The 13,606-nt window shown below is 70.2% G+C and carries 13 protein-coding genes; 7 read left to right on the top strand and 6 right to left on the bottom strand.

The genetic code is table 11. The features are described 5' to 3' along the window. Positions 1 to 15: 15 nt before the first annotated feature. A complete protein-coding gene (locus tag ABZ532_RS18885; protein WP_361284390.1) occupies positions 16 to 1,185 on the bottom strand; it encodes a thiolase family protein in 1,170 nt (389 codons plus the stop codon). A gap of 139 nt (positions 1,186 to 1,324) precedes the next feature. On the opposite strand from ABZ532_RS18885, the gene ABZ532_RS18880 reads away from it, so the two are divergent. The 5 genes from ABZ532_RS18880 to lnt all read left to right on the top strand — a co-directional run bounded on the left by ABZ532_RS18880 (position 1,325) and on the right by lnt (position 7,230). Next, positions 1,325 to 1,786: a helix-turn-helix domain-containing protein gene (locus tag ABZ532_RS18880; RefSeq protein ID WP_361284387.1), complete on the top strand. Its 462-nt coding sequence runs from the start codon at positions 1,325 to 1,327 to the stop codon at positions 1,784 to 1,786. A gap of 214 nt (positions 1,787 to 2,000) precedes the next feature. Further along, a complete protein-coding gene (locus tag ABZ532_RS18875; protein ID WP_361284384.1) occupies positions 2,001 to 2,873 on the top strand; it encodes an undecaprenyl-diphosphate phosphatase in 873 nt (290 codons plus the stop codon). Between the two features lie 88 nt (positions 2,874 to 2,961). Then, positions 2,962 to 4,974, top strand: a complete 2,013-nt coding sequence (locus ABZ532_RS18870; RefSeq protein ID WP_361284381.1) for an APC family permease — start codon at positions 2,962 to 2,964, stop codon at positions 4,972 to 4,974. Between the two features lie 48 nt (positions 4,975 to 5,022). Continuing rightward, positions 5,023 to 5,484: a nuclear transport factor 2 family protein gene (locus tag ABZ532_RS18865; RefSeq protein WP_361284378.1), complete on the top strand. Its 462-nt coding sequence runs from the start codon at positions 5,023 to 5,025 to the stop codon at positions 5,482 to 5,484. A 108-nt stretch (positions 5,485 to 5,592) separates the two neighbouring features. Next, the gene (lnt, locus tag ABZ532_RS18860; RefSeq protein ID WP_361284375.1) at positions 5,593 to 7,230 is read left to right on the top strand and encodes an apolipoprotein N-acyltransferase; all 1,638 of its coding nucleotides are present in this window, start codon (positions 5,593 to 5,595) and stop codon (positions 7,228 to 7,230) included. Here lnt and ABZ532_RS18855 read toward each other — a convergent pair. Both ABZ532_RS18855 and ABZ532_RS18850 read right to left on the bottom strand, forming a co-directional pair. Continuing rightward, positions 7,154 to 8,059 (bottom strand): Gfo/Idh/MocA family oxidoreductase, encoded by a 906-nt coding sequence (locus tag ABZ532_RS18855; protein WP_361284750.1) that lies wholly within the window; start codon positions 8,057 to 8,059, stop codon positions 7,154 to 7,156. The two genes, lnt and ABZ532_RS18855, sit on opposite strands and share 77 nt — an antisense overlap. 29 nt (positions 8,060 to 8,088) lie before the next feature. Beyond that, positions 8,089 to 9,297 carry an FAD-dependent monooxygenase gene (locus tag ABZ532_RS18850; protein WP_361284372.1) on the bottom strand — a complete coding sequence of 403 codons (1,209 nt, stop codon included), beginning with the start codon at positions 9,295 to 9,297 and terminating at the stop codon, positions 8,089 to 8,091. Positions 9,298 to 9,369: 72 nt separating this feature from the next. Between ABZ532_RS18850 and ABZ532_RS18845 the strand changes: the two genes are divergently transcribed. Together ABZ532_RS18845 and ABZ532_RS18840 are read left to right on the top strand one after the other, a co-directional pair. Further along, a complete protein-coding gene (locus ABZ532_RS18845) occupies positions 9,370 to 9,972 on the top strand; it encodes a TetR family transcriptional regulator (protein WP_361284369.1) in 603 nt (200 codons plus the stop codon). Between the two features lie 93 nt (positions 9,973 to 10,065). Then, positions 10,066 to 10,578: a DinB family protein gene (locus tag ABZ532_RS18840; RefSeq protein WP_361284366.1), complete on the top strand. Its 513-nt coding sequence runs from the start codon at positions 10,066 to 10,068 to the stop codon at positions 10,576 to 10,578. A 10-nt stretch (positions 10,579 to 10,588) separates the two neighbouring features. On the opposite strand, the gene ABZ532_RS18835 is transcribed toward ABZ532_RS18840, so the two are convergent. The 3 genes from ABZ532_RS18835 to ABZ532_RS18825 form a co-directional block, all read right to left on the bottom strand. Beyond that, complete coding sequence (locus tag ABZ532_RS18835; RefSeq protein WP_361284363.1) at positions 10,589 to 11,029, bottom strand: hypothetical protein; 441 nt, start codon at positions 11,027 to 11,029, stop codon at positions 10,589 to 10,591. Positions 11,030 to 11,161: 132 nt separating this feature from the next. Beyond that, on the bottom strand, positions 11,162 to 11,845 hold the full coding sequence (ung, locus tag ABZ532_RS18830; protein WP_361284360.1) for a uracil-DNA glycosylase: 684 nt from the start codon (positions 11,843 to 11,845) through the stop codon (positions 11,162 to 11,164). 101 nt (positions 11,846 to 11,946) lie between these two features. Next, positions 11,947 to 13,530, bottom strand: a complete 1,584-nt coding sequence (locus ABZ532_RS18825; protein ID WP_361284357.1) for an ABC transporter substrate-binding protein — start codon at positions 13,528 to 13,530, stop codon at positions 11,947 to 11,949. Positions 13,531 to 13,606: the final 76 nt, after the last annotated feature.

Below are 13,606 nucleotides of genomic sequence, written 5' to 3'. Positions count from 1 at the left end.
CCGGCTGCGCGTCGTCTACAGCGCTTCGAGGATCGTCGCGTTGGCGAGTCCTCCGGCCTCGCACATGCTCTGGAGGCCGTAGCGGGCCCCGCGGGCGCGCATGGCGTGGACCAGCGTCGTCATCAGGCGGGTGCCACTGGCGCCGAGCGGGTGCCCGAGCGCGAGGGCCCCTCCGTTCACGTTCAGCCTCGCCGGGTCGGCGCCGGTCTCCTGGAGCCAGGCGAGCACCACGCTCGCGAACGCCTCGTTGACCTCGAAGAGGTCGATGTCGTCGAGGCGGAGCCCGGCCCGCTTCAAAACCTTCTCGGTGGCCGGGAGCACACCGGTGAGCATCAGCAGCGGATCCGAGCCGGTCACGGCGAAGCTGTGCAGCCGGGCGAGCGGTCGCAGACCGAGGCGTTCGGCCAGCTCCGCCGAGGTGATGAGCACGGCGGACGCCCCGTCGTTCACCGGACTGCTGTTGCCGGCGGTGACGGACCACTCGATCTGCGGGAAGCGCTCGGCGAACACGGGGTCCTGGAACGAGGCCCGCAGCCCCGCAAGCACCTCCGCCGTCGTGCCGGCTCGTACGCTCTCGTCCGTGCTGAGCCCGCCGATCGGGGCCACTTCGGCGTCGAAGAGGCCGTCCGCCCAGGCCTGGGCGGCGCGCTGATGCGAGGTCACGGCGAAGGCGTCCATCGCCTCGCGTCCGATCGACCACTTGGCCGCGATGAGTTCGGCGCTGATGCCCTGCGGCACCAGTCCCCCGGGGTACCGCCCGGCGACTCCCGGGCCGAAGGGGTCGGCGCCCGGGGGCACGTTGGACCACATCGGTACGCGGCTCATGGACTCGACCCCGCAGGCGACGACTGCGTCGTACGCACCGGCCATCACGCCCTGAGCGGCGAAGTGGACGGCCTGCTGGGACGATCCGCACTGCCGGTCCACCGTGGTGGCGGGGACGGACTCGGGCAGTCCGGCCCCGAGCCAGGCGTACCGCGTGATGTTCATGGCCTGCTCGCCCACCTGGTCGACGGTGCCGCCGATCACGTCGTCGATCAGTTCGGGGGCGATCCCGCCACGCTCCACGAGCGTACGCAGGGTGTGGGAGAGCAGTTCCACGGGATGGATCCCGGAGAGCGCGCCGTTCGGCTTTCCTTTGCCGACCGGGGTCCTGACTGCTTCGACGATGACGGCATCACGCATGGGAGGGCGCCTCCTCGTTCGGGGCACGGCGACAGGGGGATGGCTCCGGCCTCGTTAGTTGGAAAACCGGACCCACTCAGTGCTCCACGGTAGAGGGTTGAGTTGGATTTTCCAACCCACTACTTCCTAAGCTGTCCCCATGACGACCCCGCGCCCCTGCTCCATCGCCGCCACCCTCGCCGTCGTGGGCGAGAAGTACGCACTGCTGGTGCTGCGCGAGGTATTCCTCGGCGTCCGCCGCTTCGACCGGATCGCGCGCAACACAGGCGCCCCGCGCGACGTCCTGACTGCGCGGCTGCGCCGCCTCGTGGAGGCCGGCGTGCTCGAGAAGGTCCCGTACAGCGAGCGGCCCCGGCGGTTCGAATACGTCCCGACGGACGCCGGACTCGAGCTTCAGTCCGTGCTGCTGACCCTGATGGACTGGGGCGACCGGCACCTCTCCCCGCACAAACCGACCGTGCTCGTGCACGAGTGCGGGGAGGAGCTCAGGCCCGTCGTCGTATGCGCCGCCTGCGGCGGTGCGGCGCCCCAGGACAGCCTGACCGCCCGTATCGAAGCGCCGGGCTGGACGGTCTCCGGACCGGCCGATGACGACCACTGACCAAAGCCCTCCGGCAGAGGCCCCAGGGGACGCCCGAGGGGCGGCGGCCACCGCCCCTGATCGCGATTCCCGGCGGTGTCGTAGATCACCCGGGGGGAGCCCGCCCGTTCGGCCGAATCCGCCGGACGCTACGCTGCCAGGCGCGGACGCATGATCGCGGCCCGCGCCACCCGTACGTTCCGACCCCTGACAGCACTTGGACGGCTTAGCTTTCATGTCGTGGTTCGAATCATTCATCCTCGGGCTCGTCCAGGGGCTGACGGAGTTCCTGCCCATCTCCTCCAGCGCGCACCTTCGCCTCACGGCGGCGTTCGCCGGATGGCACGACCCGGGTGCGGCCTTCACCGCGATCACCCAGATCGGCACCGAGACGGCCGTGCTGATCTACTTCCGCAAGGACATCGCGCGGATCGTGTCCGCGTGGTTCCGCTCGCTGACGAACAAGGCCATGCGCGGCGACCACGACGCGCAGATGGGCTGGCTCGTCATCGTGGGCTCGATCCCGATCGGCGTACTCGGCGTCACCTTCAAGGACCAGATCGAGGGGCCCTTCCGTGACCTCCGTCTGATCGCCACCACGCTGATCGTCATGGGCATCGTGCTGGGTATCGCCGACCGCCTCGCGGCCCGTGACGAGGAGGGCGGCAAGCACCGTGCCCCCCGGCACCGCAAGAGCCTCCAGGAGCTGTCCGTCAAGGACGGTCTGATCTTCGGCCTCTGCCAGGCGATGGCCCTGATCCCCGGCGTCTCCCGCTCCGGCGCGACCATCAGCGGTGGTCTGCTGATGGGCTACACGCGTGAGGCGGCGGCGCGCTACTCGTTCCTGCTCGCCATCCCTGCCGTGCTGGCATCCGGCATCTTCGAGCTGAAGGACGCGGGCGAGGGCCACGTCTCCTGGGGCCCGACGATCTTCGCGACCCTCGTCGCCTTCGCGGTGGGCTACGCCGTGATCGCGTGGTTCATGAAGTTCATCACGACCAAGAGCTTCATGCCGTTCGTGATCTACCGGATCATCCTCGGCATCGTGATCTTCATTCTGGTGGGTACGGACACCCTCAGCCCGCACGCGGGCGAGTCCGCGGGCTGACGCCCCGGCCCGGCCATGCGGCCGCCCGTGTGACGACACCCCGGCGCGGCGGGATGTCGTCACATGGGGGGCCGCATACGCTCGCGCCGTGTTCAACCTGACGGCGTTTCTGAAACGGCTGGTCATCGGGCGGGCGCTGCGCAGCGATGAACTGGGGGCCACCCTGCTGCCCAAGCGGCTGGCGCTCCCGATCTTCGCCTCGGATCCGCTGTCGTCGGTCGCGTACGCCACGCAGGAGATCCTGCTGGTGCTCACCGTCGGCGGACTGGCCTATCTGCACTTCACCCCGTGGATCGCGGCCATGGTCGTGCTGCTGATGACGGTCGTGGTGCTGTCGTACCGGCAGGTGGTGCATGCCTATCCGACCGGCGGCGGCTCGTACGAGGTCGCCTCGACCAACCTCGGCGAGTCGGCCGGCCTGGTCGTCGCCGCCGCGCTGCTGGTCGACTATGTGATGACCGTGGCGGTGTCGGTCGCGTCGGGGGTCGACAACATCATCTCGGCGATCCCCTCGCTGGCCGACTTCCGGGTGGCCCTGGCCCTTGCCTTCGTCGCCCTGCTCACCGCGATGAACCTGCGCGGGGTGCGGGAGTCCGGCCGTACGTTCGCCGCGCCGACGTATCTGTTCATCGCCGGTGTGCTGATCATGTGCGGCACGGGACTTCTCCGCTACCTGCTGGGCGACGCCCCGGTCGCCGAGACGGCGCAGTACGGCATCGAGCCCGAACCGGGAGAGGCGGACCTCATGGGTCTCGCCCTGGTGATGCTGGTGCTGCGCGCCTTCTCCAGCGGCTGCACCGCGCTGACGGGAGTCGAGGCGATCTCGAACGGAGTGCCGGCCTTCCGCAAACCGAAGGCGCGGAACGCCGCCACCACACTGGCCGCGATGGGCCTCGTCGCCGTCACCATGTTCGTCGGGGTCACCACCCTCGCCATCGTCGCCAAGGTGCATATCGCGGGGAACAGCTGCGACCTCATCGGCCTGCCGAACTGCGCGGACTACACCCAGCGCACGGTCATCGCCCAGCTCGCCGCCTCGGTCTTCGGCGGCGAGCACAGCTTCGGCTTCTACTACGTGCAGGCCGCCACCGCGCTGGTGCTGATCCTCGCCGCCAACACCGCCTTCAACGGGTTCCCGCTGCTCGCGTCGATTCTCGCCCAGCACCGCTACCTGCCCAGGCAGTTGCACAACAGGGGAGACCGGCTGGCCTTCTCCAACGGCATCCTGGCCCTCGCCGTCGTCGCGGGAGCACTGCTGTGGGCGTACAAGGCGAACGTGACCAGCCTCATCCACCTCTACATCCTCGGCGTGTTCACCTCCTTCACGCTCTCCCAGACCGGAATGGTCCGGCACTGGAACCGGGAACTGCGCACCGAAAGGGACCCTGCGCTGCGCAGGCGCCACCACACGGCCCGCGTCATCAACGCCACGGGCGCGGTCATCACCTGTCTGGTGCTGGTGATCGTGCTTCTCACCAAGTTCACCCAGGGCGCCTGGCTGGCGGTGCTCGCCGCGCTCGTGCTCTGGGTGACGATGCGGGCCATCCGCCGCCACTACGACACCACATCGGCCGAACTGGCAGTGACGGACCCTCATGTCGAGCTGACACCGCCGTCCCGGGTCCTCGCCATCGTGCTGGTGTCGACCCTGCACAAGCCCACGCTCCGGGCACTCGCCTACGCCCGGGCCTTCCGGCCCGACCGGCTCGAGGCGCTGACTGTCGCCGTCGACCGCGACGCCACCGCCGAGTTGCAGCGCCAGTGGGACGAGTACGGCATCGACGTGCCCCTCAAGGTCGTCGACTCCCCCTACCGGGAGATCACGAGCGCGGTCCTGGTGTACGTGCGTTCCATCGTGCGCGAGAGCCCGCAGGACGTGATCGCCGTGTTCATCCCCGAGTACGTGGTCGGGCACTGGTGGGAGAACCTGCTGCACAACCAGTCGGCACTGTGGCTGAAGAGCCGGCTGCTGTTCAATCCCGGGGTCACGGTGACCAGCGTGCCCTGGCAACTCAGCTCATCGGCCGCGGCCGACCATCCCGCCGCCCGTGCGCCCGGGGCGGTACGGCGCGGCGAGCCGGTCGGCCGCTTCAGGCGCTGACCGTGCGGGCCTCTTGGCGCCGCGCCCGCGCTGACCGACACTTGGCCGATGACGCAGCGCGTGGATCTCGCGACGGTGATGGACCGGCTGGCGATCGACGACTTGGTCACCGGGTACGCGGTGGCGGTGGACGACGCGGACTGGACGGCTTATCGGGGCCTGTTCACTCCGGACGGACGCGCCGACTACCGCGGCGCCGGTGGTATCGAAGGCCCTGTGGCGGAGGTCGCGCGGTGGCTGGAGCAGACACTCCGGCTGTTTCCGGTGAGGCAGCATCTGATCGTGAACCGCCGGGTGCACATCCAGGACCTCGGCGGCTATCCGGGGGACGGGGCGGAGGTGCGGTCCGACTACGTCAATCCCATGAGACTCGAATCGGGCGCGGACTTCGTGTCCGGTGGTCGGTACACCTTCAGTCTGACGCGTACGGAAGGTGGCTGGCGGCTGCGCTCGGTCACCGTCCAGGAGAAGTGGCGGCGTGCGTCGTTTCCGGTCGGCGCCGCCGAGTGAGTGCGGCACCGCCGAAGGCCCGACTCCGACCCTCGGCGCCGCCGAGTCCCCCCGTGTGAGCCGCTGACCCACACTGGAGGCACAGACACTGCTCGCGGGAGGCGCGGCATGCGGATTCCGGTCGGCCGGCGGGAGCGGCTGACGAAGCTGCTGTCGTCGCCGTGGTGGCGCGGCGTGGCCGCGCTCGTGGCGGGGGCGCTGCCCGTTTTCGTCTTCCCGGCTCCCGGGCTGTGGTGGTTCGCGTACGTCGCCCTCGTACCGTGGCTGCTGCTGGTCCGCACGGCACCGACAGCGCGACGTGCGCTGCTCGACGGCTGGCTCGGCGGTACCGGCTTCATGCTGGCCGTGCACCACTGGCTGCTGCCGAACCTGCATGTGTTCCTGATCGTGGTGGCGGCGCTGCTCGGGCTGCTGTGGGCTCCGTGGGGGTGGCTGGTCCGGCTGATGCTCGGCGGGCACCCGTCGTCCGCTCGCGCGGTGGCCTCGCTGGCCGTACTGCCTTCGGCCTGGCTGATGGTGGAACTGGTCAGGTCGTGGGAGGGGTTGGGCGGCCCCTGGGGGCTGCTCGGTGCGAGCCAGTGGCAGGTGCCTTTCGCCCTGCGGTTGGCCGCGTCGGGCGGGGTGTGGCTGGTGAGCCTGCTGGTGGTCGCAGTGAACACAGGGGCGGCCTTGCTGGTGGCTGTTCCCACGGCACGCGTCCCCGCGGTGGCCGGGCTCTGCGCGTGCGCCGTGGCGGTGGGGGCGGTCTGGCTGGGGTCACCGGGGCCGGGGCCTTCGGACGGGGAGTTCCGGATCGCCGTTGTCCAGCCGGGGGTGGTCCAGGGGCCCGAGCGGCGCTTCGACCGGAGTGAGCAGCTCACCCGGGAGCTGTCCGGCCGGAGCCCGGACCTGGTGGTCTGGGGCGAGAGCAGCGTCGGCATGGATCTGGCCGCCCGGCCCGATCTGACGGCGCGGCTTGCCGCGCTGTCCCGTGCGGTGGGCGCCGAGATCCTGGTCAATGTCGACGCACGGCGCCCGGCGGGGACGCGGGCGGGGTCCGCCGATGGCGAGGGCGGCATCTTCAAGAGCAGTGTGCTGGTGGGGCCGCGGGGCCTGACCGGCGACCGCTACGACAAGATGCGGCTGGTGCCCTTCGGTGAGTACGTACCGGCCCGTGCGCTGCTCGGCTGGGCCACATCGGTGGGCCGGGCCGCGGGTGAGGACCGGATGCGCGGAAGTCGCCAGGTGGTGATGACGGTGCCGGACGGGCGGACGGGTACGGCTGTCCACCTGGGGCCGCTGGTGTGCTTCGAGTCGGCCTTCCCCGACATGAGCCGACGGCTGGTCAGGGATGGCGCCGAAGTGCTGATCGCCCAGTCGGCGACATCGACGTTCCAGTCGAGCTGGGCTCCGGCGCAGCACGCCTCGCTCGCGGCGCTGCGGGCGGCGGAGACGGGCCGGCCGATGGTGCACGCCACCCTCACCGGCGTCAGCGCGGTGTACGGGCCGGACGGCGAGCGGGTGGGCGAACGGCTGGGCACCGGCGACAGTGCCGCCGCCGTGTACGTCGTTCCGCTGGTCCACGGCACGACGCCGTATGTGCGCATCGGCGACTGGCCGGTGTACGGGGCGCTGGCGGTGCTGGTGGCGCTGTGCCTCACCGGGGTGGTGCGCCAGATCGTACGGTCGCTCAGGAGGCCTGCTCCAGCGCCTCCCGCACGATCCGCTCGCACAGCTCATGGGTCAGCAGTGCGTCCTCGGCGCTGAGGAACTTCCCGGAGCGCACGGCGTCGAGGAAGGCGAACACCGTCTGCTCGATGCCGCGTTGACGCGCGACGGGCACCCAGTCACCGCGCCGGCGCACCGTCGGCTGGCCCTTGTGGTCGATCACATCCGCGAGGTTGAGCACCTCGCGTTTGGTGTCCTGTCCCGCCACTTCGAGGATCTCCTCGTTGGAGCCGCCCCGCCGGTTCATCATGCCGATCGCGGTGAAGCCGTCCCCGGAGAGTTCCAGCACGACGTGGTGCATGAGCCCGTCCTTGACCCGGGCCCGTACCCCGGTGTGCTCGACAGGCCCCGGCAGCAGGAAGCGCAGGGTGTCCACGACATGGATGAAGTCGTCCAGGACCAGGGTGCGCGGGTCCTCGGGGAGACCGATGCGGTTCTTGCGCATCAGGATCAGTTCCCGGGGGTGGTCCAGGCACTGGCCGTACGCGGGCGCGAAACGGCGGTTGAAGCCCACGGCCAGTGAGGTGCCGGTGCGCTCCGACAGCTCCACCAGCCGGGCCGCGTCGGCGAGCTGGTAGGCGAGCGGTTTGTCGACATAGGTCGGCACACCCGCCTCCAGCAACCGGGTCACGATCTCGGGGTGCACGGGTGTGGGGGCGTGCACGAAGGCGGCGTCGAGGCCCTGCGCGATGAGGGAGTCCAGGGTGGTGTGGCACCGGTCCGCGGGGATGTGGTGGCCTGCGGCGATCCGGTCGAGGTTGGCGGCCGTTCGGGTGTGCAGGTGCAGTTCGGCATCCGCCCGGGTGGTCAGCACCGGCAGGTACGCCTTGCGCGCGATGTCCCCGAGCCCGATGCAGCCGACCTTCACCGTGGTCTCCCTCATCCCTGAGTCCCGCGTCAGCGCGCGCCCGTATGCCGGGGCGCGCTGACGCCAGGATACGGCGGCTGCCAGTCGGCGATGCCGTCGAAGCCGCGCAGGACGAGTCCAGGGCCGAAGCGCGAGACCGCCCTGATGAGGGCGTCGCGTACGGCGACGCCGACGGCGCTGTCGTGCAGGGCCATCCGCCCGGTCCGGGTGGCCAGGCGGACGATGCCCATGGTGCGCGGCAGCCGTTCGCGCGTGTACGCGGCGAGGCCCCGGCCGGTGTCCGGACCGCTGCCCGCGTGCTGGGCGAGCACGATCGCGTCCTCGATGGCCTGGTTGCCGCCCTGGCCGAGGGTGGGCTGCATGGCATGGGCGGCGTCGCCGATGAGCGCCACCCGGCCGCTGTGGTAGGCGGGCAGCGGTTCGGCCATGTGGTGGACGTCGTGGCGCAGCACCTGGCCGGGTCGGGCGCACGCGATGATGCCGGGGACCGGCTGGTGCCAGTCGCCGAAGCGGCGCAGCAGTTCGGCCCGCTCGTCGTCGGCCGCGTGCTCCCCCGGGGGTGCCAGGGCCGCCGCGTAGGCGTAGACCCGGCCGTCCTTCAGGGGCTGGGTGCCCCAGAGACGGCCCCGGCCCCAGGTCTCGTGGGGGGCGAACGGAGCGTCGGGGGCGGGGACGACGACACGCCAGGTGGTGTAGCCGGAGTAGCGGGGTCCTGGATGTCCGGGGAAGAGCACGGCGCGCACCGCGGAGTGGATGCCGTCGGCGCCGACCACGAGGTCGGCTTCGAGGTCTGTCCCGGGGGTCCTGACCACCGCGGGACGGCGGTCGTCGCCCGGATCCGCGAGTGTGGCCGCCGCTGCTGTGCGTACGGCTCCGTCGGGCAGTGCGGAGACGAGGATGTCCACGAGGGTCGCACGGTGCACCAGGACCAGGGGGCCGCCGAACCGCTCGGCGGCGGCGCCGCTGTCCGTGCGGTTGAGCCAGCGGCCCCGTGGGGTGCGCAGACCGCCGTCGCCCTGCCAGGCGGACAGGGCTCTGACCTGGTCGCCGAGACCGATGACATCGAGCGCGCGCTGCGAGTTGGGGGCGAGTCCGATTCCGGCGCCCACGGGGGCGAGGGCGGTGGCGCGTTCGAGGACGGTGACGTTCCAGCCCCGCTGGTGCAGGCCGACGGCGGCGGTGAGTCCGCCGATGCCGCCGCCGATGACGATGGCCCGGGGCTTGCGTGCGTGGTCCATGATTCCTCCGTGACTACACCTGTAGTGCGCTTTACGGTACTACAGCCGTAGTGCGAGAGGTAGGGTGCCCTCATGCCCGCACGCTCCACCGGCTCCACCAACTCCACTGGCCGCTCCGCGCTGATCGCCGACACCGCGCTGGCCCTGCTGGCGGAACGGGGGATGCGCGGGCTCACCCACCGCGCGGTCGACGAGGCGGCAGGACTCCCCCAGGGGTCGACGTCCAACCACGCCCGCACCCGCCAGGCACTGCTCGAAGCGGCCGTCCGGCGGCTCGCCGAGCGGGAGGCGCAGGTGCTCACGCCGGACGAGCTACCGGACGGGACCGGGGGCGTGGACGGGGTGCTCGACGCGCTGTCGCTGGCGCTGCACCGCTATCTGACCGGGCATCGCACGCTGCTGGTCTGCCGCTACGAGCTGGCCCTGGAAGCCACCAGGCGGCCCGAGCTGCGGGCGTTCTATGACCGGACGGGCGCCGCCTTCCGCGAACCGCTGGTCGCACTGATGCGGGGCGCCGGTTCCGCCGAGCCCGAGCGGCACGCCCTCTCGGTGGTGGCCTGGTGCGAGGGGCTGATGTTCTCCTGCGCGGTCGGCTCGTACCACGCGTCCGTCCCCACCAGGAGCGAGCTCAGGAAGGGGTTCGGTGAGCTGCTGCACGGAATGCTCTGTCCTTGACGGGAGACGAGGCGCCGCCGGAGCGGGAGGCCGCGGCACGGCAGGTACGAAATGCCTTGCACCCGAGCATGCCCATGATCAACGATGCGCCTCATGACCACCTCCGAACGCACCAAACCATCCATCACCGCGGGCGAGCGCGACATGCTCGAAGGCTGGCTCGACTTCCACCGGGAGACACTCGCCCAGAAGTGCGCGGGGCTCGACGACAAGCAGCTGCGGGACCTCTCCGCCCCGCCGTCCGAGCTGACCCTGCTCGGGCTCGTCCGGCATATGGCGGAGGTCGAACGCCACTGGTTCCGCCGGATCCTCATGAACGAGGACATAGCCCCGCTCTACTACGGCGAGGAGGATCCGGACGGGGACTTCCACGTGACCGCCGACGACACCTGGGAGCGGGCGCACGGCGACTGGGAGGCCGAGATCGCACGCGCCCGTGAGCTCACCGCCCCGCTGTCCCTGGACGAGCGGACGCAAGGCACCAACAGCGCCGGAGAACCGTTCAATCTGCGCTGGATCTACGTCCACATGATCGAGGAATACGCCCGGCACAACGGGCACGCCGATCTGCTGCGCGAGCGGATCGACGGAGCGACCGGATTCTGACGCCGCCCGCTCACTCCCCCGCCAGCCGGCCCTCCAGCCGTGCGATCGCCGCCCGGACCCCCTCGCCATAGGGGTCGTCCGTCAGCACCGCCGAGGCGGCCCGGGCCCGGTCGAGATGGACCCTGGCCGCCTCGAGGCGCTGGAGCTTCAGATAGTCGGCCGCCAGATTGAGGTGCAGCGCCGGGTGGAACGCCGCTTCGCCGGCCAGCCCCTGCGCCGCCGACAGCGCCCGCAGATCCCAGGCGAGCTCGTCGCCGGGATCGTCCTGGGTGTCCGCCATGTAGTGCGCGAGCGTGCAGCGGTGCAGCGCGGGCCCGCACTCGCCGATCTGCTGCCACAGCTCCCCGAAGCGATTGCGCGCCTCCTCGCGGTCCCCGGCATGGAGCAGCATGACCGCCTGCCCGATCCTGGTCATGACGGCGTCATCCGGCGTCTCACCCTGCTCGCTCACTGCGGCCTCCAGCGCCTTGACACGGGTGATCCCGACGCTACCCCGGAATGCCCGGCGCAGACCCGGAGCAGACCCGCAGCGGGCTCCGAGCCTGCATCGCCCGGATGCGGCACCTCAGGGCCGTCCCCTGGGCTACCCCAGGTCGGGGATCCGCCAGTCGATCGCCTCATGGCCCTGGGCCGCCACTGCCTCGTCTATCTGGGTGAAGGGGCGGGAACCGAAGAACTTCTTCGCGGACAGCGGTGAGGGATGCGCGCCCTTCACCACCACATGGCGCTCCTGGTCGATCAGCGGCAGCTTCTTCTGGGCGTAGTTCCCCCAGAGCACGAACACCGCCGGGTCGGGCCGCGATGCCACGGCGCTGATCACGGCGTCCGTGAACTTCTCCCAGCCCTTGCCCTTGTGGGAGTTGGCCTCGCCGGACCGCACCGTCAGGACCGCGTTGAGCAGCAGCACGCCCTGCTGGGCCCACGGCATCAGATAGCCGTTGTCCGGCACCGGGTGCCCGAGCTCTTCCTTCATCTCCTTGTAGATGTTCCTCAGCGACGGCGGGGTCTTGACGCCCGGGCGCACCGAAAAGCACAGGCCGTGCCCTTGGCCCTCGCCGTGGTACGGATCCTGGCCCAGGATCAGCACCTTGACCCGGTCGAAGGGCGTGGCGTCCAGCGCCGCGAAGACCTCCTCGCGCGGCGGGAACACCGGCCCCTTGGCGCGCTCGTCCTCGACGAAGTCGATGAGCTCCTTGAAGTAGGGCTTCTGGAGCTCCTCGCCGAGGACGCCGCGCCAGGACTCGGGCAGCATATCGGTGTCGGTCACGTCAACAACCTCCGGTGAGCGATCAGTTCTCGTCCAGAGAACTTACCGGCGGCCACTGACAATCGGGGCCACGGCCGGACTCCGGAGCCCGGCGGGGACCGCTACCAGCTCGTCTTCCGCTCCAGCGTCCACACCTGCATGATCGTCTGCGGGTCGAGGGCGCGCTCGCAGCCCGCGATCTCCTCGCTGGCGGCGATATGCAGCTTGCCCTGCCACAGCGGCAGCAGCCGCACGTCCTTCACCAGGAGCTTCTGGGCTGTCTCGAACTGGTTGGACACGGACACCGACCCGCGGTCGCTCTCCTTGCGGGACAGCGTGAGCTGCTCGGCGATCTCCGGGCTGTCGTAGGGGGTGCCGAGCGCGTTCTCCTTGCCGACGAACGGCGCGATGAAGTTGTCGGGGTCCGGGAAGTCGGGGAACCAGCCTCGGCCGAAGACCGGGTACTGCCCGTTCTTGTAGCCCTCCTGGTACTCCTTCCAGGGCTTGCTCTGCAGTTTGACCTCGAAGAGTCCCGACGCGTCGAGCTGGCGCTTGATCTCGGCGAACTCGAGGGCGGTGGAGGAGCCGTACCGGTCGGTGGTGAACCAGAAGGTCAGCTTGACCGGGGTGTCGATCCCCGCCTTCTCGAGGATGCGGCGCGCCTCCTCGACGTCCGGGTCGCCGAACGTGTCGAAGAAGCTGGTGGTGTGGCCCGCGATGCCCTTCGGGATCATGGAGTACAGCGGCTCCGCGGTGCCGTTGTAGACCTTGGCCACGAGCGCGTCGCGGTCGATGACCTGGGCGATCGCCCGGCGTACGGGGAGCTTGGCGGCAGCCGGGTCCTTGGGGTTGAACACCAGGTACCGGATGTCGGCACCGACGGTCTCGACGACCTGGATCCCCTCGTTCTCCGGCTTCTTCTCCTGGAGGGAGGTGACCTCTTCCGCGGTCAGACCGCGGTTGGTGGCGTCGATCTCCTTCTTCTTGAGGGCACTCACCATCACTTCCGAGTCCTGGAAGTAGCGGATGGTGACCGCCTCGTTCTTGCGGTCGGCGAAGCCGTGGTAGCTGGTGTTCTTCTTCAGCTCGGCCCGGTCGCCCTCCTTGTAGGACTCCAGGTTGTACGGACCCGAGCCGGTGAGCCTGCCGTCCTCGCGGAGCGCGTCCGCCGGGTATTCGGCGGGGTCGACGAGCGACATGGCGGGAGTGGCGAGGATGAACGGGAAAGTGGCGTCGGACTTGGAAAGCCGGAACGTAATAGTCCGGTCGCCCTCCGTCTGCACCGCGCTCAGCGATCCGAGCAGTCCGGCGGGACCACCCTTGACATTGATCTTCTTGATCCGGTCGATGGAGTGCTTGACCGCGGCGGCGTCCAGCTTGTGACCGTTGGAGAAGGTGAGGTCCTCCCGGAGCGTGCACTGGTATGCCGTACTGGTGGCATCCGTGAACTGGCAGCTCTGCGCCGCATCGGGCTGCGGGCTGGTGCTCCCGATGGGGAAGCTCAGCAGCGTCTGGAACACATTTCGGTAAAGCTCCCAGGAACCGTCCCACGCGGCGGCGGGATCGAGCGTGCTGGGCTCACTCGTGGTGCCGACGACCACCGGCTTCGCCCCATCGGCCTCATCGTCGGAGAAGAGCCCGCATCCCGCCACCAGGGATATGGACGCAACGGCCGCGGCGCCCCGCAGCATCGTCCGGTTGAACACGTGCACACGCTCCTCGTTCAGCCATGGGTCGGCGAACCATACCGCAGCGCCCCTCCGAATCAACGGTGTGGTCCGG

It is taken from the genome of Streptomyces sp. NPDC019396 (genome assembly GCF_040632375.1).
GTDB lineage: Bacteria > Actinomycetota > Actinomycetes > Streptomycetales > Streptomycetaceae > Streptomyces.
This window is presented reverse-complemented; position numbering and strand designations above follow the sequence as displayed.

What these genes read in the sequence shown, in the direction of transcription:
- ABZ532_RS18850 (WP_361284372.1), bottom strand. Translation starts at nt 9,297, where the DNA reads ATGGACCACGCACGCAAGCCCCGGGCCATCGTCATCGGCGGCGGCATC.
- ABZ532_RS18840 (WP_361284366.1), top strand. Translation starts at nt 10,066, where the DNA reads ATGACCACCTCCGAACGCACCAAACCATCCATCACCGCGGGCGAGCGC.
- ABZ532_RS18875 (WP_361284384.1), top strand. Translation starts at nt 2,001, where the DNA reads ATGTCGTGGTTCGAATCATTCATCCTCGGGCTCGTCCAGGGGCTGACG.
- ABZ532_RS18880 (WP_361284387.1), top strand. Translation starts at nt 1,325, where the DNA reads ATGACGACCCCGCGCCCCTGCTCCATCGCCGCCACCCTCGCCGTCGTG.
- lnt (WP_361284375.1), top strand. Translation starts at nt 5,593, where the DNA reads ATGCGGATTCCGGTCGGCCGGCGGGAGCGGCTGACGAAGCTGCTGTCG.
- ABZ532_RS18865 (WP_361284378.1), top strand. Translation starts at nt 5,023, where the DNA reads ATGACGCAGCGCGTGGATCTCGCGACGGTGATGGACCGGCTGGCGATC.
- ABZ532_RS18885 (WP_361284390.1), bottom strand. Translation starts at nt 1,185, where the DNA reads ATGCGTGATGCCGTCATCGTCGAAGCAGTCAGGACCCCGGTCGGCAAA.
- ABZ532_RS18845 (WP_361284369.1), top strand. Translation starts at nt 9,370, where the DNA reads ATGCCCGCACGCTCCACCGGCTCCACCAACTCCACTGGCCGCTCCGCG.